A 16,757-nucleotide genomic window follows, 5' to 3' on the forward strand; every position below is an offset into this window, starting at 1 on the left:
CCCGCCCTTCGCGTCACAGGTCGCGTGGTGGGGCGTCCTCGGAGAGGTCGTAGAGGTTGTCGGCCCGTACGACGCACAGGGCCCAGACGATGAAGCCCGAGAGCGTGATCATCACGACCGACCAGACCGGGTACTGCGGCAGGGAGAGGAAGTTGGCGATGATGACGAGCCCGGCGATGGCCACACCCGCGACGCGCCCCCACATCGACATCCGGAACAACCCGACGGTGACGATCAGGGCGACCACGCCGAGGGCGAGGTGGATCCAGCCCCAGCCGGTCAGGTCGTACGCGAAGACGTAGTCGCGGGACGTGACGAAGATGTCGTCCTCGGCGATGGCCATGACGCCCCGGAAGACGGCGAGCAGCCCGACCAGGAAGAGCATCACGGCCGCGAAGGCGGCCAGGCCGGTGGCCCACTGCTGTCTCGCCGAAGGTGTGGACCGGGTGTGTGTCGCGGTCATGGTGCGTGCCTCGGCTCGTGTGGCTCGGCTCGTGTGGCTCGGCTCGTGTGACGAGAACGCTCAACGATCGGAGGCGTGGGCGCCGGAGCCCGAGGGTCCGGCCGGGGCGTGGCCGGTCAGAACGAGCTCCTTCGCCTTGCGGAACTCGTCGTCCGTGATGGCGCCGCGGTCGCGGATCTCCGACAGCTTGGCGAGTTCCTCGACGCTGCTGGTCCGGGCCTCGGTGCCCGCGGCCTGCCTGACGCGGGCGTCGAAGGCCTCCTGCTGCGCCCGGGCCTGCGCTATCTCACGGCGGCCCATGTTCTTGCCGCGGGCGATCACGTAGACGAACACGCCCAGGAAGGGCAGCAGGACGGTGAGCACCAGCCAGCCGGCCTTCGCCCAGCCGCTCATGTCGTCGTCACGGAAGATGTCGACCACCACGCGGAAGAGCAGAACGAACCACATGATCCACAGGAAGAACAGGAGCATGCTCCAGAAGACGCTCAGCAGGGGGTAGTCGTACGCCAGATACGTCTGTGCGCTCATGTCTTCCTCCGTCTCCGGTGCTCGCCGGGCCTCCGGCGCGCGCTGCACTCAGCGTGAGCCCGGCAGGGCACGGCCGGCCTCACCCGGCACGGGTGAACATGCGACGGAGGGCGGACGTCCGGTACCAGGTGGTGGAGGCGACATGCTCGCCGAGGGCCAGACCCGAGACGGCCACGAGGAAGACGGCGATGAGCCACGAAAGGAAGGTGAAGACGGGGCCCAGAGGGCCGAACTCTTCCAGGCTGCGTTCCATGGCCGTGGGGACCAGCACACGCGCGGCCAGGCTCAGCAGGACCGTACCGCTGCCGGCCAGCAGCGCTCCGGGCAGCAGACTCCGCCAGCCGATCCGGCCGCCCAGCAGCAGGTGCTGCGACCACCACCACAGCAACGTCGCCGAGAGCACGGACAGCAGCACTCCCGGCACCGTGCCCGCGCCGAACGCGTTGCGCAGCGGCGCCTGGAACAGGAGGCAGGCGAGCCAGACCACCAGCCAGAGCAGCCAGCGCCAGACCGCGGTCCGTAGCGGTGCGCGCGGGAGGCGCCAGCAGCGCTCGCACACCGCTTGGAGAGCCCGGCTGAACGCCGTGGCCGACACCAGGGTCACCACCGCGCTCACGGCGCCGGCCGTGTTCCGCGTCGTGCCCGTCGCGGAGAAGACCCGGCGCAGTTCGTCGAGGGTGTCGCCGCGGATGCCGAGAACCGCCCGGAGGGAGTCGGCCAGCAGGTCCTGCATCCAGCCGGGGGCGAACGCCGCGACGGTCATGAGCAGCGGCAGTGCGGTGAGGAACGCCTGCGCGGCCAGCCGCACGGAGCCCTCCACGATGTTGAGCGACGACAGACGGGACAGCAGCCGGGGCACGGCGCCGGACCGCAGGCTCGCCGCGATCCGTGCCGCCGTGCGTCCGCGGGCCTCGTCCCCTCGGCCGGATGTGCCGGTCATGACTCACGGGGCCGCCTGTTGCGTCGCCCGCCCCGCCGCCCGGTCGGCCGGTCCGGCGGCGGCAAGGACCGCCAGAACGATCAGTACGGCCAAGGCGATGCCGAGGACGAGCGCCACCGCTCCGACGGTGGGATGGTTCCAGAGCACGAGAGCCAGAGCTCCGGCCGCCATCACCACTCCGGTGATCCACGTGCGGTGCTCGGCGAGCAGGCGTCCCGTGGCACCGGTGCGCACCCCCGCGTGCTCGAGGGCCCTGCCGGTGGCCGCCGTGCCACGGTCCGCCGCCGTCCGGACCCCACGGGCCAGGCGCCCGGGGCCGTACAGGTACGCGACCAGCGCGGTGACGACCGCCACGACGAGCAGGGTGATCGTGCTGTCGCGCAGGAAGCGGACGAAGGTGTCATAGACGGCCGCGGCCGCGTCGGCGGGCAGGGCCGCCGGCGGGACCGAGTCCAGATAGACGCGCCGGACCACGGCGAAGCCGACGAGCAGCACCAGCATCATCACGCCCACACCCGTCGCGGTGATGATCAGCATCACCCGGTGCGCGGGAGCGGTCCACACGGCGAGCGCGGCCAGGACGACGGTGAGGACGGGGAGCCAGGCGCCGAGGATGTCCAGCAGCCGCATCGCGTCCTGTGCCTTGCCCAGTTGCTCCGTCTCGAACAAGGTGACCGTCCGGTCGACGTCCGGGATGGCGGAAGCCTTGTCGAAGCCCGCGTCGACGAGCCGCTCCCGCACCTGGTCCACGATCTCGCCCACGTTCAGCTGGACCGTGCCGTCCTCGGAGGTCACGGCACCTTCGCGGTCACCGGTGAGCATGTTCACCACCGCTGCGTGTGAGCGCCTGTTGGCGCCCTCCCACACTTGCTGGAAGGCGTCGCTGGTGATCACGCCGGTGACGGTGCGGTTCACGGCGGTCCTGACCGCGTCCCGCAGCGGACCCTCGAGAGAAGCGGCTCCGTCGACGACACGCGGCGGCGCCTCCGCGTCCTGAAGGGTCCGTACGAGTGCGTCCGTCACGGCCTTGACGTCGACGTTCTTCACCACTTGGTCCGTCAGCCGCTTGATCACGACATCCTGCACGGCCGGCTCCGACGCCAGGGGCGCGACGGTCTCCACGTACCTGTCGGTGTCGGACACCGTGTCCTGGACCCAGGCGGCGACGACGGCCGGCGGCGCCAGCAGCAGAGTCAGCACGAGGAGCAGCGTGGAGCCGGCCCGTCGAACCCTCCGGTGGCGTACCGCGGCGTGACGGCGCAGCCGCTCGTACTCGGCTCTTTCCTCGGCGGTCATGACGTGGGCCGGGCCGGCGGCGTCACCGGGGTGCCCCGGGTCCTGGGATGCGGGCGGGTTCATGGGTGCGCCCCTTTTGAATGTGCGTCGCCCCGGCTGTGTGGGCCGTCGCACGGGGTGGAGGAGGAGAGGCGCCGCGAGGGCGTCCCTCAGCACGTCGTGAGCGGTGTCAGGCTCCTCCCGTGGGCGCGCGCGACCCCACGGCGTGCGTCTTGCGGAGCGCGCCCCGCCACGCGAGGGCGACCGCCGTCTCGGCCAGGGCCAGCAGGACCAGCCACAGGCCGAGCAGCCGGGTCAGGGCTCGGGCCGACTCCGAGGGCAGGGCGAGCACCACGATCCCCGCGACGATGCCGATCACCGCGGCGCCCAGGACGACGCCGCGGTGCGGCAGGTCCTTCGCCGCGATGGCCGTGTAGAGGGTGAGGATCCCGGACACCAGCCATACGACCCCGACGACCAGCGAGAGCGCGGCGATCGTCTGCAGCGGGTTCCGCAGGCACAGCACCCCGGCCAGGACGTAGAGCACGGCCAGGACCAACGCCGGAAGGCGTTCTCCGTGCTCCTCCCGGCCGAAGACGGCCACGAACCGGAAAGCCCCGCTCACCAGCAGGTACAGGCCGATGAGGACGGCCAGGACGTGCAGGGTCGCCTCCGGCCAGACCAGTATCAGGACGCCCGGTACGAGCGTCGCCACGGCCGAGGCCAGGAGCCAGGTCCAGGAACGGCCCAGCCGCGCGAGGCCGTACGCGGAGTCACCCGTCGCGATGAGGACCGCTCCGTCGGAGTGGTGCTCCTGCCCGGGGAGCGGTGACGGACCACGCGACATGGTCATGGCTCCTCCTCGTGTGATCGAGGTGCGGCGGTCTTCGAGGGATGCGTCGCGGCCCGGGCGATGGATCCGACGGCTTCAGCGTCCCGCCTGTCGCCGGTTCCGGGCTCACCCTCGGTGGGTGAGCCGTCGGCGCCGCCGCTGCGGGACGGGACCTTGCGCGCGTCGTACGCCTGGGAACGGTCGCGTCACTCCGGTACCGGCCGCATCTCCACGACCCGCAGTCCCAGCGACTGGCAGCGTGCCAGCAGCCCGAACAGGTGCGCTTCGTCCACGACGGGGCCGAACAGGACCGTCTGGCCGGCCATCACCACATGGCCCAGCTCCGGAAAGGCCTTGGCCAGTGTCTCCGACAGGTGTCCCTCGACGCGGATCTCGTAGCGCACGAACTTGTCCTCCCACGGCTTCCCGGGACAGGCGGACGGCGCCCTTTCCGCCATCGTCCACCTCCGTGCCCCGTCGAACCTCACCCGGAGCAGGTGACCCGCCCGGTGACGGACGCCGGGCTCAGTGCTTCAGCACGATCTTGACGGCGATGATGAGCAGGCCGAGCAGCAGATTGACCGATGCGGTGACGGCCATGAGCCGCTGCGACGCACCGGCGCGGCGCGCCGCGGCCACGGACCAGCCGACCTGGCCGACCACGGCGACGCAGAGAGCCAGCCACAGCGCCCCCCGGACGTCCAGCCCCAGGAGCGGGCTGACCGCCACCGCGGCCGCCGGCGGGACGGCGGCCTTGACGATGGGCCACTCGTCACGGCACACGTGCATCACGAGGCGGCGGTCCGGAGCCTGTTGCGCCAGGCGCGCCCCGAACAGCTGGGCGTGCACGTGCGCGATCCAGAAGACCACTCCGGTGAGGAGCAGCAGCACGACCATCTCGGCCCGGGGGAACGACCCCAGGGAGCCGGCGCCGACCACCACGGAGGCCGCGAGCATCGAACCGTAGACGCCGCCCGTGTAGTCCGCGCGGGCCCGGCGCTCCGCCCGGCGCCTGCTCCGGTCCGCCGGGGCGGGTGAGGTCCTGGACATGAGTGGCCCCCTGTGGCCTCAGAGTGTCGACCCGGTCGCTCCGGCCGGGGCGTCGGGGCCCCGCTCCTGCGGCCGGCTCTGCCGGGCGGTCGGCAGGTGCGGTGTGACGAGGAAACTGGCCAGAGCGATGCCGCCGGTGGCCAGGATCGCCGCCTTGAGGCCCTGCAACTGCGCGGACGCGTAGGAGTCCGTGACGGCTTCGACCTCGGACGGTGGCAGCCCGGCGCGTTGGGCCGCCGAGCGCACCTGATCGGTCGGGATGAAGGTGACACCGGCCTGGAGGGCGACACCGACCTGCTCACGGGTCTCCTCGGACAACCGTGGATCGTCCTCGACCCGCGTGGTGAACGCGTGGGCCAGCGCGCCGATGAGAAGGGATCCGATGAGCGCGGTGCCCAGCGCCGAACCCAGGTTCTGTGCCGTGAACTGAAGCCCTCCCGCCTCACTGCGTTCCGCCTCGCCGACACCGGACTGCACGACGTTGCCCAGCTGCGAGGCGAGTAGGCCGACCCCCACGCCCAGCAGGGCCATGGCCCCGGCGAACTGCGCGTCGTCGATGGCCGGGTCGATGGTGGCCAGCAGCCACACGATGGCCGCCACCAGCGTGGTCAGGGCCAGCCGGACCACCCGGCGCGGCCCCGCCACCCGCCCCAGCGTGGACGCGCCCAGAGAGGTCACCAGCATGGTGGCGGACACCGGGAGCAGGCGCAGGCCCGTCTCGAACGCGTCGAACCCCTGGACCACCTGCAAGTACAGCGGAATGGTGAAGAACAGCCCCAGCAGGATGAGGTTCTGGCTCAGCAGCGTCATCAGGCCCGACCGCAGCACGGGTCTGCGCAGCAGGGCCAGGTGCACGAGTGGGTCGGCGTTCGCCTCGTCCCGCCGCCGCTCCCACCACCGGAAGACGGCCAGGACGGCCGCCCCGGCGCCGACGACGAACAGTGTCGGAGCGAAGCCGAAGACGGTGAAGGGCGGGTTGCGCGGCTGTACCCATCCCCACGTGCTGCTCTGCAGCACGCCGAGTACGCCCAGCCCGAGCCCGGCCGCGGAGAGGACCGCGCCGACCCCGTCCAGCCGGGGGCGCGGCCCGCTCGGAGCGGACGTGGCGATAGCCCGGCGGCACAGCAGTACGGCCACGACGACCACGACCTCGCCCGCGAAGACCAGCCGCCATGTCAGGTAGGTCGTCACCCAGCCGCCCAGCAGGGGGCCGACCGCGATCCCGGCACCGGCGAGCCCGCCGATGACCGCGTAGGCGATGGCCCGGTCACGTCCTCGGTAGGACTCCGCGACGAGGGCGGCCATGGCCGGGAGCACCATGGCGGCGCCGAGCCCCTCGATGACGGACCAGCCCAGCGTGAGGACCCACAGCGTGGGTGCCACAGCGGTGATGGCCGACCCGACGCCGTAGACGACCATCCCGATGAGGAAGATGCGGCGGCGCCCCACGATGTCCCCGAGCCTGCCGCCGGTGATCATGAAGGCGGCCATGACCAGTGCGTACAGCGTGATGACCGCCTGGATGGCGGTGACCTCCGTGTCGAAGTCCTCGACCAGCTGGCTGATGGACACGTTCATGACGGAGGTGTCCAGGACCATCAGGAACTGAGCCGCACCGAGGATGATCAGAGCCCGCCAGCGTTTCACGGTGTCCACCTCGCCGAGTCGGCCCGGTACGGCCGGGGAGTCCCGGGCGTGCACCGGCGCACCCGCCGGCTGCCCTCATCGAACCCCTGAGTGCGCGCTGCCCGCTTCACCCACGAGGGGGGAGAGGGCGGGCGCAGGACTCGTGGACCGGCGCGGCCTCACAGCATCCGGAGGTCGCGGGCGCGGCGCACCGCCTCGCCGCGCCGGTTCACCGCCAGCTTCCGGTAGACGCTCTTGAGGTGGGTCTTCACCGTGTTCACCGACAGGCAGAGGTCGGCGGCGATCTCCTCCGTCGACATCATCCGGGCCACGCGCTCCAGGACGTCGTGCTCGCGCGCGCTCAACTCCACCACCACGAGCGGGGCGGGCGGCGGTGATCCCGGCCGCTCGCGGGTCGGCGGTGCAGCGGGCGTGAGCCAGCCCGCCGCCAGATCGTGCAGCGGCGCCGTGGCCATGTGGGGCCGGATCCACGCTCCGGCATCCAGGAACGGACGCCGCAGCCGTTCGCGCCGGGCGTCGAGGAGCGCCTGGGTCAGGAGTTTGCGGGCGGTTGCCGTGTCTCCCGCCGCGTCGGCGGCCCGGGCCCTCACCAGTGCTGCCCTCACGGTCACCGCCGGGCCGGTGCGTTCCTCGGTGTGGATGCTGTCGAGCAGGTCGAAGGCCGCCGCGGTACGTCGTGCGGAGAGCTGGATCGACGCGGCCTCCACGGCGCACACGGGCTGTTCGCCGGAGACCGCCCGGAGTGCCTCGGTGGCTCTGTCGGGCCGACCCTCGGCCAGGAGGGCGGCCGAGGTGACGAGTGCTTCCTGGCTTGCCGCCCACGGGGAGGTCACGGCGGCGGGGACGGCCGGGGCCACCGCCTCGACCGCGGCTCGCATCTTTCCCCGGGCCATCAGGAGGCGAGCCGCGGCGAGGGAGCGCCCCGCTGCCGTCACCGGGTCACGCGCTTCGAAGGGGAGATCTGCTGCCTGGTCGATGAGGGCTTGGGCCCGGTCCAGCTCGTTGCGGTCGACCGCAACGGCGGCGAGGACCAGCCGTCCGATCGCGGAACCGGTCGGCTGGGGCGGGCCGGGGCGGTCTCCCTCGGACACTGCCGCCAGGGCTTTGCGCTCTGCCCGGCCGGGCCAGCCGTTGAGGTAGTCGATCAGGGCCAGGTGCCCCATCGCCTCCTCCCGGGGAGCCTCGGTGGACGTTCCGCCGGGGGAGCCGGCCACGGTGTTCAGGACGGCACGCGCCTCCTCGAAACGCCCGGCCCAAAGGAGTGTCGAGCCCACATGGGTCAGCAGGAGGGCGGTGAGTTCCGGATGCTTGTCCAGGAGGTGAGCCGGCACTTCCTGTCGTAGTTCGTGGGCCGTTTCGGCGGCCTTCTCCACGTGCGGGGGACTGCCGGTCAGCCGGGCGGCCAGGGCTTCCAGCAGCGCGCAGCTCAGCCGCGCGGCCGCGAGGTCGCGGTCGTCGTCGGCCAGCTGCTCCTCGGCGTGGCGCAGGCTCGCCAGGCCGTGATCGAGGTCGTGGTGGGACAGGTCGTGGGCGGCGCGCACGAGGTCGGTGGCCGGGCTTCTCGCCTCGGGCCCCATGTGGGAGAACAACTGCGCCAGGTCGTGCGCATTCGGGCCGGTGAAGAGCCGTCCGATCGCGAGGTCGTCCACGAGGGCACCGGCGGCGAGGTCCCAGTCGTCCGCGGCGGCACTGTGGGCGAGTGTCTCCGGCAGGTGGCCGTGCCGACGCAGCCAGCGCGCGGCCCGTCGGTGCAGTTCGGGCTCCAGCCCGGGCAGGCGGACACGCAGATGGGCCCGCAGGATCTCCCTGAACAGCGGGTGGAGCTGGTACCAGGAGTGCCCGAGCCGTTCGACGAACGCGTTCTCGCGGTGCAGGCCGGCGAGGAGGGGCTCGGCGTCGATGCGGTGGGTCAGCGCGTTGGCCAGATCGGGACAGAAGCGGTCCAGGACGCTCACGCGCAGCAGGAGGTCCTGGGTCTCCCGCGTCTGCCTCTTGAGGACCTCGGCCAGCAGGAAGTCCGCGACCGTGCTGCGGTCGGCTTCGAACTCCTTCAGATAGAGCTCGGGGTCCGAGCTCTCCCGGGCGGCCAGGGCGGACAGGCTCAGACCGGCGGCCCAGCCCCGGGTGCGGTCGACCAGGTTCCGCGCCGCCTGGATCGGGACGTTCACACCGTGCAGTTCCAGCAGCGCGGCGGCCTCTTCGGGTGTGAAGGCCAGTTCGGCGGAGCGGATCTCCGTCAGTTCGCCGACCGCCCGGTAGCGGTGCAGCGGGAGCAGTGGTTCGGTGCGGGTGATCAGGACGAGGCGCAGTCCCCGGCCGGCGTGGTGCAGGACGAACTCCAACTGCTCCGCGATCTTCGTGTCGGCCACGCGGTCGTACTCGTCGAGCACGAGGAGCACGGGCCGTTCGCGCTCGTTCAGCTCGGAGGCGAGTGTGGACAGCAGCCTGCGGCTCACCCTGGAGGCGTTGACGGGTGCCCCGACCGCGTCGTACGGCGGGGCACCGCAGGTGCGCAGGGCCTGGAGGACGTAGGCCCAGAACAACCCGGGGCGGTGGTCTCCGCCGTCGAAGGAGAGCCAGGCGACCGGCGGGCTCTGGCGGGAGGCCCATTCGGCGGCCAGCAGGGTCTTGCCGGCTCCGGCCGGGCCGTTGAGAAGAGTCAGCGGCGTCTTGAAGGCCTGGTCGAGGTGGTCGACGAGCCGTCGGCGCCGCAGGTATGTCCGGGGCCTCGCGGGGAGGGCGAATCGCGTGCGCAAGAACGGATTGCCCAGGGGATCGGTGTGCGACAGCGGCGTAACGACCGGAACCTCGGATACTCGAGCACGCGCAGGAATGTCCGACACGGCGCTCATCACCCCAGTCGGGTCAGGGCCACGTCATGGGCAGCGCTTCCACCCTCAGCATCCCAGCACTCCAGCCCGGCCGCACGGCGGACCGGGCCTCCTCGGAGGTCGCCCCGGGGCCCTCAGCGAGGAGGCCGGGGAGCGGCCGTCGGACGGTACGCGTCGTCGTGTGCGCGCCAGGAGCCTTCCTCGGACGGTTCGAGAAGGTTCTCACGCGGTACGACGCACAGGGCCCAGATGATGAAGCCCGAGAGCGTGATCATCACGATCGACCAGACCGGGTACTGCGGCAGGGAGAGGAAGTTGGCGATGATGACGAGCCCGGCGATGGCGACGCCGAGCACGCGGGCCCACATCGCCGTCTTGAGCAGCCCCACGCTGACGACCATGGCGACCACGCCGAGGGCGAGGTGGATCCAGCCCCAGCCGGTCAGGTCGTACGCGAAGACGTAGTTGCGGGTCGTGACGAAGATGTCGTCCTCGGCGATGGCCATGATGCCCCGGAAGAGGTCGAGCAGCCCGACCAGGAAGAGCATCACCGCGGCGAAGGCGGTCAGGCCGGTGGCCCATTCGTCCTTCGCCCTGTGTGACGGTTGGGTGGGTGTGGCGGTCATCTTGCGCCTCGGTTTCGATGCTCAGGGGCCGGCGGGGGACGGGGGAGAGGAGCCTCCTCCGAACGGTTGGGCTCGGCGTCCTCGCGGTTCGGCTCGGCGTCCTCTTCAGCGTGCCCACGGCAGGCAACGGGCGGCTTCACCCGGTGCGGGTGAGAGTGGAGCCGCTCGCCTGCCTCACAGCACGCACTCGCCGTTCCCCACGGCGGCCTCAGGCGAGGGGTGCCGCTTCTCCCATCAGAGTGCGCACGGCCTCCAGCGCCTCGGCCCGGTCCGCCGGGACCAGCCCGATGCGGGTGCGCCGGTCGAGCAGGTCGGCCTCGTCCAGGGCGCCCTCGTGCCGCAGTGCCCACAGCACCTCGGCGCCGGTGACGGGATGGCCCGGGACGACGGGCTCGGCCAGCCGCGGGTCCTGCCCGGCCAGGGCATGCACGGCCGGTGCCTCGGTGCCGTAGCGCTGGACGAGGCGGCGGGGCGCACGGAGTGCGGCGAGTGCCCGGGGGGCCGCGGCGCCCACCAGCGGGAGCGCGGCGGTGGGTGAGGGACCGGCGGCCAGACCGCGTGCGTCGACCGCGGTGTTCACGGCGTCCTCGGCCATCCGACGGTACGTGGTGAGCTTGCCGCCGACCACGCTGACGACGCCGTCCGGTGAGGTCAGCACCGCGTGACGGCGGGAGATGTCGGCCGTGCGCGAGGCGGCGCCGGACTGGGCCGTCCCGCTCGTGTCCAGCAGGGGGCGCAGGCCGGCGAACGAGCCGACGACGTCACCGCGGCGAACCGGGACGTCCAGTACGGAGCCGAGGACGTCGAGCAGGAAGCCGATGTCCGTCTCGGGCACGTCGGGGACGTCGGGGACGGGCCCGTCGAGGGGTTCGTCGGTGAGTCCGACGTAGACCCGCCCGTCGTCCTGGGGCAGGACGAGGACGAAGCGGTTGGTCTCTCCGGGGATGGGGATGTGCAGGCCGGCGGGGAGCGGGCCGATGTGCTCCGAGTGCAGGACGAGGTGGGTGCCGCGGGAGGGCCGGATCCGGATGCCGTCCACGAGGTCCCCGGCCCACACGCCGGACGCGTTGATCACCGCACGGGCCCGGATCTCGCCCTCCGCGCCGGTGAGTTCGTCCCGCACGCGGGCGCCGGACGCGGTGAGTTCCAGGGCCCGGACACGGGTCAGCACGCGGGCGTGGTGCGCGGCGGCCGTGCGGGCGAGGGCGGTCACCAGACGGGCGTCGTCGGTGAGCCGTCCGTCCCAGGACAGCAGGCCGCCCCGCAGCCCGCCGGGGCGCAGTGCCGGGGCCAGGTGCCGGGTCTCGACGGGCGACAGCCGGCGCGGTGCGGGCAGTGTGGCGCGCGCCGTACGGGCCGACAGCCGCAGGGCGTCGCCGGCCCGGAAGCCGGCCCAGGCCAGCGCGGCCTGGCCGCGCGAGACGAGTCCGGTCAGGGGCAGGACGAACGGCTGGGCACGCACCAGATGGGGCGCCGTGCGCTCCATCAGCACGCCGCGTTCGACCGCGCTCTCGTGGGCGACGTCGAACTGCGCCGAGGCCAGGTAGCGCAGCCCTCCGTGGACGAGCTTGGAGCTCCAGCGCGAGGTGCCGAACGCGAGGTCGTGGGCGTCGACGGCGACGACGTCCAGACCGCGGGCGGCGGCGTCGAGGGCCGCTCCGGCGCCGGTCGCGCCGAGGCCCACGACCAGCACGTCCACCACGCGGCCGTCGGTCGCTTCGCTCAGCTCGCGGGCGCGCCGGGCTGCGGACAGGGAGGCCCCGGCGGCCGGGACGGCGGTCTGGCTCATGGGGTGAGGCTCCTCTCCAGAACGGTGCGCAGTTCGGCCAGGAACGCCGCTGTGGTGAGCTCGGCGTCGTCCTCGTCGGTCATGGTGCGCAGGGACAGGGCGAAGGACTGCAGGATCAGCAGCACGGTCCGGGCCTGGCGTTCGGCCGGGGCCTCACGCACCGAACCGTCGGCGTGCCCCTCGCGCAGCGCCCCGGCGAGCAGCCCCAGCAGGGCTTCCTGGCTCGCGCCGCGCCGGTCCAGCACGTAGGGCAGGAGCAGTTCGGGGTCCACGTCGACGATCTTCTGGAAGAGCGGGTGGGCGCGGAACGCCTCCACTCCCGCGACCAGGCCGTCGATCAGCGGCGGGCGCGTGCCCACCTCCGGCCGGCTCTCGGGCATGGACCCGGTCGCGACGGCGATCCACTCGCGCGTCATGAGGTCGCCGACGAGGGAGCGGACGTCGGGCCAGCGGCGGTAGAGCGTCATCCGCGAGAGGCCCGCGCGCCGGGCCACGTCGGTCATGGTCGTCCGCCGGACCCCGACGGCGAGGACGCAGTCGCGGACGGCGTCGAGCACCACGTCGTTGTCGGCGGAGGTCGGCTGGGCCGAGCTGTTGTGACGATTAGGCGTCATGTGTAACAGTGTAACGCCCGACGCCGCTCCAGCGGCAACCCCGACGACCGGTGAGGACGACAGGCATGGACATGCTGTGGAACGGCTGGGGAGACCCGGCCAGGGCGACGCCGCTGCCCGACACCGTGACCGGGCTGCTGCACGACTGGCTCGGCGTCAAGCCGCAGCCCACGGCATCAGCCCGGCTGGAGGAGATCGCGATCTCCACGCCCGCCCTAGACGGCGCCGCCCTGCACGCGCTGCGCACCGCACTCGGCGACCGGGCGGACGACGTCCGCACCGACACCGAGAGCCGCGTCCGGCACACCCGCGGCAAGTCCACCCCGGACCTGCTGCGCCTGCGCGCCGGTGACACCGCCGACGCCCCGGCGGCCGTGGCCCTCCCGCGAAGCCATGACGAGGTGCTCGCCGTGCTCCGCGTCTGCGCCGAACACCGCCTCGCCCTCGTCCCGTTCGGCGGCGGCACCTCCGTCGTCGGAGGCCTCGCCCCCTCCGGCAAGGCGCCCTTCGTCGCCCTGGACCTGCGGCATCTGAACCGGCTCATCGACCTCGACCCCGTCTCCCGGACCGCCACCCTCCAGGCCGGTCTGCGCGCCCCCGAGGCGGAGGCACTCCTGGCCGAACACGGCTTCACCCTCGGCCACTTCCCGCAGTCCTACGAGTGGGCCACCATCGGCGGCTTCGCCGCGACCCGCTCCAGCGGCCAGGCCTCCGCCGGCTACGGCCGCTTCGACGAAATGGTCCTCGGCCTCACCCTCGCCACGCCCGGAGGAACCCTCGACACCGGCCGCGCGCCCCGCTCGGCCGCCGGGCCCGATCTGCGGCAGCTGCTGCTCGGTTCGGAGGGCGCCTTCGGCGTCATCACCTCCGTCACCGTCCGCGTCCGGCCCGTCCCGCAGACCCGCCGCTACGAAGGATGGCGCTTCGCCTCCTTCGCCGAGGGCACCGCCGCCCTGCGCCGGCTCGCCCAGGACGGCCCGCGCCCCACCGTCCTGAGGCTCTCCGACGAGACCGAGACACTGATCGGCCTCGCCCAGCCCGACGCCATCGGCTCCGCCGCCGAGCAGCGGAGCGCGGGATGTCTCGCCGTCGTCGGCTTCGAGGGAACCGAGGAGGACACCGCCCGGCGCCGGGCGGCCGCGGCGGCCGTACTCACCGACTGCGGCGGCGAGTTCGCGGGCGACGAACCAGGACGGCGCTGGGCCCACGGCCGCTACTCGGCCCCGTACCTGCGGGACTCGCTCCTCGAAGCGGGAGCATTTGCCGAGACGCTGGAGACCGCCGCCTACTGGTCACGGCTGCCCGGCCTGTACGCGGGCGTCCGCGACGCGCTGACCGCCACACTCACCGAGAACGGCACCCCGCCCCTGGTCATGTGCCACATCTCGCACGTCTACGAGAACGGCGCCTCGCTGTACTTCACCGTCGTCTCGGCCCAGGGCGAGGAACCCGTGGCGCACTGGACGCGCGCCAAGCACGCCGCGAACGAGGCGATCCTCGCCGCCGGGGGCACCATCACCCACCACCACGCGGTCGGCACCGACCACCGCGACTGGTACGTCCGGGAGGCCACGGACCTGGGCGTCGCGGCACTGCGGGCCGTCAAGCAACGCCTGGACCCGGACGGCCTGCTGAACCCCGGCGTCCTGCTGCCGACCGACTGACCGCGTCCCCGCTTCCAGTCCGCACACGCACCACCCCACCAGACGACAGCCCGGCACCACCCGTCAGCCCGGAGGCACATCGATGCGACAGTTCACCGCCGTCGTCAACCCCACCGCCGGCGGAGCCACCAGCGCCGCGGCGCTGCTGAAGGTGGCCCGTCTGCTTCGGGAGGCGGGCGCCGAGCTGGAGACCGAGTACAGTCGCAGCCTCGCCCACGCCCGCGAACTCGCCCGGCACGCCGGGGAACGAGGCCGGGTCGTGCTCGCCGTCGGCGGTGACGGCATCACCGGAAGCATCGGCGGAGCCCTCAGCGGCACCGGCGCACTGTTCGGCATGGTCCCGGCCGGGCGCGGCAACGACTTCGCCCGCGCCCTGGGCCTGCCCGGCGACCCCGAAGGCGTGGCGCGCGTGCTGCTCCACGGCACCCCGCGTGCCGTGGACACCATCGAGGTCACCTCGTCCGTCCACGCCGGCACCGTCGTGCTCGGCAGCGTCTACGCGGGCGTGGACGCGCTGGCCAACCTCCATGCCAACCGCTCACGCCTGCTGCGCGGTTCGGCCTCCTACTACGCCGGTGCCCTGCGCGCGATCAGCACCTGGCGCCCGGTCGGCTACCGGATCACCGTCGACGGCCAGGAGCACACCTGCACGGGCTACACCGTGGTGGCCGCCAACTCCAGCTACTACGGCTCGGCGCGCCGCATCGCTCCCGAGGCCCGGCTGGACGACGGCCTCCTCGACGTCGTGATGATCCGCGACGCGCCGCGCCGGCTGTTCTTCGCCCTGATGAAGGAACTCGACACCGGCGCCCACATCCACCGCCCCCAGGTGCGGGTCCTGCGCGGCCGGGAGATACGCATCGAGGCCGACAGAGACCTCCCCTACGGCGCGGACGGCGAGATCGAGGCCGCCCTCCCGGTCACGGCCAGGGTGCTGCCCGGCGCCCTGCGCGTCCTGTGCTGAGGCCGGGCCGCACCCTGACGGCCGTCTATCCCTCGCTGCTCGTCAGACCCATCCGCGCCAGGTAGCGGCCCACATGTTCCGGGCCGTCGGCGGCCAGTGCGATGTGGTGGTCGGGGCGGATGAGGAACAGCCCGGTGCCGAGTTCCTCGGCGAGCGGTCCGCCCGTCACGTGGTGGGTGCGGACACCCGGTGTCGCGCGGGGCGGTGCGCAGTTCACCGCCAGCAGGGTGAAGTCCGGGCCTCTCAGCAGGCCGAAGAGATTCGCGCAGGGGCCGTCGGCGGTGACGCACGGGAGGTCGGGCGCCCGGTCGCCGGCCCGGACACCCGCCAGGGAACCCAGCGCGCGGGCATCGGTCGAGAGCTCACTGTCGCGGTAGTGCACCGACAGCAGGTGGCAGACCCGCCCCCGCAAGCGTGACTGCCCGCCGTCCTCGGGTTTGCGGCCGGCACGGTACAGGCGGGTGCTGAGGTCCAGGACGCCCGCCGCGGCGGGCCGGCGCTCGGCTTCGTAACTGTCCAGCAGTGAGACCGGGGCACCGCGGCCGATGACCTGGCCGAGCTTCCAGCCGAGGTTGCAGGCGTCCTGCACGCCGATGTTCAGCCCTTGGCCACCGCCGGGCGGGTGCAGGTGGGCGGCGTCCCCGGCGAGGAAGACCCGCCCCTGGCGGAAGCGTTCGGCCATCGCGGTGCGCGGCCGGTAGAAGGAGCTCCACGGCACCTCGGTGACGGCGTCCGGCGGCAGGTGGGTCCGCTCGGCGACCAGGCTGCGCACGGTCTCGGCCGTCGCGGTGAACTCATCGCCCGTGATCTTGGCGTTCAGCTGGAAGTCGGCGGTGCCCGGCAGCGGGCACAGCAGCAGCTCACCCGGCGGGTCGTCGGGCCAGATGTGCCAGTGATCGCGGTCCAGGCCCCGCACGCGCACGTCCGCCACCACCGCCGACCGCAGCCCGCGGTCCTCGCCCTTCATGGCGATGCCGAGGGACTCGCGCACCGAGCTGTGGCTGCCGTCGGCGCCCACCAGGTAAGGCACCGTCATCAGGCGACAGTGGCCGTCGGACTGCGCCACCTCGGCCGTCACGTGCGTGTCCGTCTGCGTCAGGGACACGAGCCGGGCACCGCACTCCAGGGTTCCGCCCAGTTCGAGCAGACGATCGCGAAGGATCTCCTGCGTGCGCCACTGGGGGATCAGCCACTGCTGCGGCTGACGCGAGACCGGCGCCTCCGGGTCCGGTTCGATCAGCCACCACTCGCCCCCGCGCTCGCCGTCGCGCCAGGTCTGCATGGGCGGGAAGGGGGAGCCGGCGGCCTGCACCGCGTCGATGACGCCGAGGTCGTCGAACGCCTCCAGCGTGCGTGCCTGAAGGCTCTTGCCGCGTGAACCGGCGGGGAGCCGGTCGCTCGCCTCGATGACATGGGTTTGCACACCGCGCCTGGCCAGGTCGCAGGCGAGGGTGAGGCCGGTCGGTCCGCCGCCGACGACCAGCACGTCGACGGTCGGCTGCTGCGGTGTCCGAGAGGTGGGATCGGGCACGTC

General features: G+C 72.8%; 15 protein-coding genes. 2 read left to right on the forward strand and 13 right to left on the reverse strand.

All coding sequences use genetic code 11. From position 1 onward, the window contains the following. Nucleotides 1-13: 13 nt before the first annotated feature. From IE153_RS28395 to IE153_RS28450, 12 genes are all read right to left on the reverse strand, one after another. Nucleotides 14-463: a DUF7144 family membrane protein gene (locus IE153_RS28395; protein ID WP_189592644.1), complete on the reverse strand. Its 450-nt coding sequence runs from the start codon at nt 461-463 to the stop codon at nt 14-16. A 60-nt stretch (nt 464-523) separates the two neighbouring features. After that, entirely contained in the window at nt 524-991 is a 468-nt protein-coding gene (locus IE153_RS28400) for an SHOCT domain-containing protein (RefSeq protein WP_189592645.1), read from the reverse strand. A gap of 79 nt (nt 992-1,070) precedes the next feature. After that, the gene (locus IE153_RS28405) at nt 1,071-1,931 is read right to left on the reverse strand and encodes a YhjD/YihY/BrkB family envelope integrity protein (RefSeq protein ID WP_189592646.1); all 861 of its coding nucleotides are present in this window, start codon (nt 1,929-1,931) and stop codon (nt 1,071-1,073) included. A 3-nt stretch (nt 1,932-1,934) separates the two neighbouring features. Further along, nucleotides 1,935-3,290 (reverse strand): hypothetical protein, encoded by a 1,356-nt coding sequence (locus IE153_RS28410; RefSeq protein WP_189592647.1) that lies wholly within the window; start codon nt 3,288-3,290, stop codon nt 1,935-1,937. 106 nt (nt 3,291-3,396) lie between these two features. Beyond that, nucleotides 3,397-4,059 carry an HdeD family acid-resistance protein gene (locus tag IE153_RS28415; RefSeq protein WP_189592648.1) on the reverse strand — a complete coding sequence of 221 codons (663 nt, stop codon included), beginning with the start codon at nt 4,057-4,059 and terminating at the stop codon, nt 3,397-3,399. 185 nt (nt 4,060-4,244) lie between these two features. Beyond that, nucleotides 4,245-4,442, reverse strand: coding sequence for a DUF8691 family protein (locus IE153_RS28420; RefSeq protein ID WP_030847793.1), 198 nt, complete (start codon nt 4,440-4,442; stop codon nt 4,245-4,247). 121 nt (nt 4,443-4,563) lie between these two features. Continuing rightward, nucleotides 4,564-5,088, reverse strand: a complete 525-nt coding sequence (locus IE153_RS28425) for a hypothetical protein (RefSeq protein ID WP_189592649.1) — start codon at nt 5,086-5,088, stop codon at nt 4,564-4,566. A gap of 18 nt (nt 5,089-5,106) precedes the next feature. Further along, on the reverse strand, nt 5,107-6,735 hold the full coding sequence (locus IE153_RS28430) for an MFS transporter (RefSeq protein ID WP_189592650.1): 1,629 nt from the start codon (nt 6,733-6,735) through the stop codon (nt 5,107-5,109). Nucleotides 6,736-6,893: 158 nt separating this feature from the next. Continuing rightward, nucleotides 6,894-9,587: a winged helix-turn-helix domain-containing protein gene (locus tag IE153_RS28435; RefSeq protein WP_189592651.1), complete on the reverse strand. Its 2,694-nt coding sequence runs from the start codon at nt 9,585-9,587 to the stop codon at nt 6,894-6,896. Nucleotides 9,588-9,700: 113 nt separating this feature from the next. Further along, complete coding sequence (locus IE153_RS28440) at nt 9,701-10,192, reverse strand: DUF7144 family membrane protein (protein ID WP_189592652.1); 492 nt, start codon at nt 10,190-10,192, stop codon at nt 9,701-9,703. Between the two features lie 208 nt (nt 10,193-10,400). After that, on the reverse strand, nt 10,401-11,981 hold the full coding sequence (locus IE153_RS28445) for a glycerol-3-phosphate dehydrogenase/oxidase (RefSeq protein ID WP_189592653.1): 1,581 nt from the start codon (nt 11,979-11,981) through the stop codon (nt 10,401-10,403). After that, on the reverse strand, nt 11,978-12,595 hold the full coding sequence (locus IE153_RS28450) for a TetR/AcrR family transcriptional regulator (protein WP_189592654.1): 618 nt from the start codon (nt 12,593-12,595) through the stop codon (nt 11,978-11,980). Before IE153_RS28450 ends, IE153_RS28445 begins: the two co-directional genes overlap by 4 nt. A 65-nt stretch (nt 12,596-12,660) precedes the next feature. Here IE153_RS28450 and IE153_RS28455 point away from each other — a divergent pair, with 65 nt between their 5' ends. Next, nucleotides 12,661-14,259 (forward strand): FAD-binding oxidoreductase, encoded by a 1,599-nt coding sequence (locus IE153_RS28455; RefSeq protein ID WP_189592655.1) that lies wholly within the window; start codon nt 12,661-12,663, stop codon nt 14,257-14,259. A gap of 82 nt (nt 14,260-14,341) precedes the next feature. Continuing rightward, entirely contained in the window at nt 14,342-15,223 is an 882-nt protein-coding gene (locus IE153_RS28460; RefSeq protein WP_189592656.1) for a diacylglycerol/lipid kinase family protein, read from the forward strand. 25 nt (nt 15,224-15,248) lie between these two features. On the opposite strand, the gene IE153_RS28465 is transcribed toward IE153_RS28460, so the two are convergent. After that, nucleotides 15,249-16,754: an FAD-dependent oxidoreductase gene (locus tag IE153_RS28465; protein ID WP_189592657.1), complete on the reverse strand. Its 1,506-nt coding sequence runs from the start codon at nt 16,752-16,754 to the stop codon at nt 15,249-15,251. Between the last annotated feature and the right edge of the window lie 3 nt (nt 16,755-16,757).

This window comes from Streptomyces massasporeus (genome assembly GCF_014648995.1).
Taxonomy (GTDB): domain Bacteria; phylum Actinomycetota; class Actinomycetes; order Streptomycetales; family Streptomycetaceae; genus Streptomyces; species Streptomyces massasporeus.

What these genes read in the sequence shown, in the direction of transcription:
- IE153_RS28445 (WP_189592653.1), bottom strand. Translation starts at nt 11,981, where the DNA reads ATGAGCCAGACCGCCGTCCCGGCCGCCGGGGCCTCCCTGTCCGCAGCC.
- IE153_RS28435 (WP_189592651.1), bottom strand. Translation starts at nt 9,587, where the DNA reads ATGAGCGCCGTGTCGGACATTCCTGCGCGTGCTCGAGTATCCGAGGTT.
- IE153_RS28440 (WP_189592652.1), bottom strand. Translation starts at nt 10,192, where the DNA reads ATGACCGCCACACCCACCCAACCGTCACACAGGGCGAAGGACGAATGG.
- IE153_RS28460 (WP_189592656.1), top strand. Translation starts at nt 14,342, where the DNA reads ATGCGACAGTTCACCGCCGTCGTCAACCCCACCGCCGGCGGAGCCACC.
- IE153_RS28450 (WP_189592654.1), bottom strand. Translation starts at nt 12,595, where the DNA reads ATGACGCCTAATCGTCACAACAGCTCGGCCCAGCCGACCTCCGCCGAC.
- IE153_RS28410 (WP_189592647.1), bottom strand. Translation starts at nt 3,290, where the DNA reads ATGAACCCGCCCGCATCCCAGGACCCGGGGCACCCCGGTGACGCCGCC.
- IE153_RS28405 (WP_189592646.1), bottom strand. Translation starts at nt 1,931, where the DNA reads ATGACCGGCACATCCGGCCGAGGGGACGAGGCCCGCGGACGCACGGCG.
- IE153_RS28395 (WP_189592644.1), bottom strand. Translation starts at nt 463, where the DNA reads ATGACCGCGACACACACCCGGTCCACACCTTCGGCGAGACAGCAGTGG.
- IE153_RS28425 (WP_189592649.1), bottom strand. Translation starts at nt 5,088, where the DNA reads ATGTCCAGGACCTCACCCGCCCCGGCGGACCGGAGCAGGCGCCGGGCG.
- IE153_RS28415 (WP_189592648.1), bottom strand. Translation starts at nt 4,059, where the DNA reads ATGACCATGTCGCGTGGTCCGTCACCGCTCCCCGGGCAGGAGCACCAC.
- IE153_RS28455 (WP_189592655.1), top strand. Translation starts at nt 12,661, where the DNA reads ATGGACATGCTGTGGAACGGCTGGGGAGACCCGGCCAGGGCGACGCCG.
- IE153_RS28400 (WP_189592645.1), bottom strand. Translation starts at nt 991, where the DNA reads ATGAGCGCACAGACGTATCTGGCGTACGACTACCCCCTGCTGAGCGTC.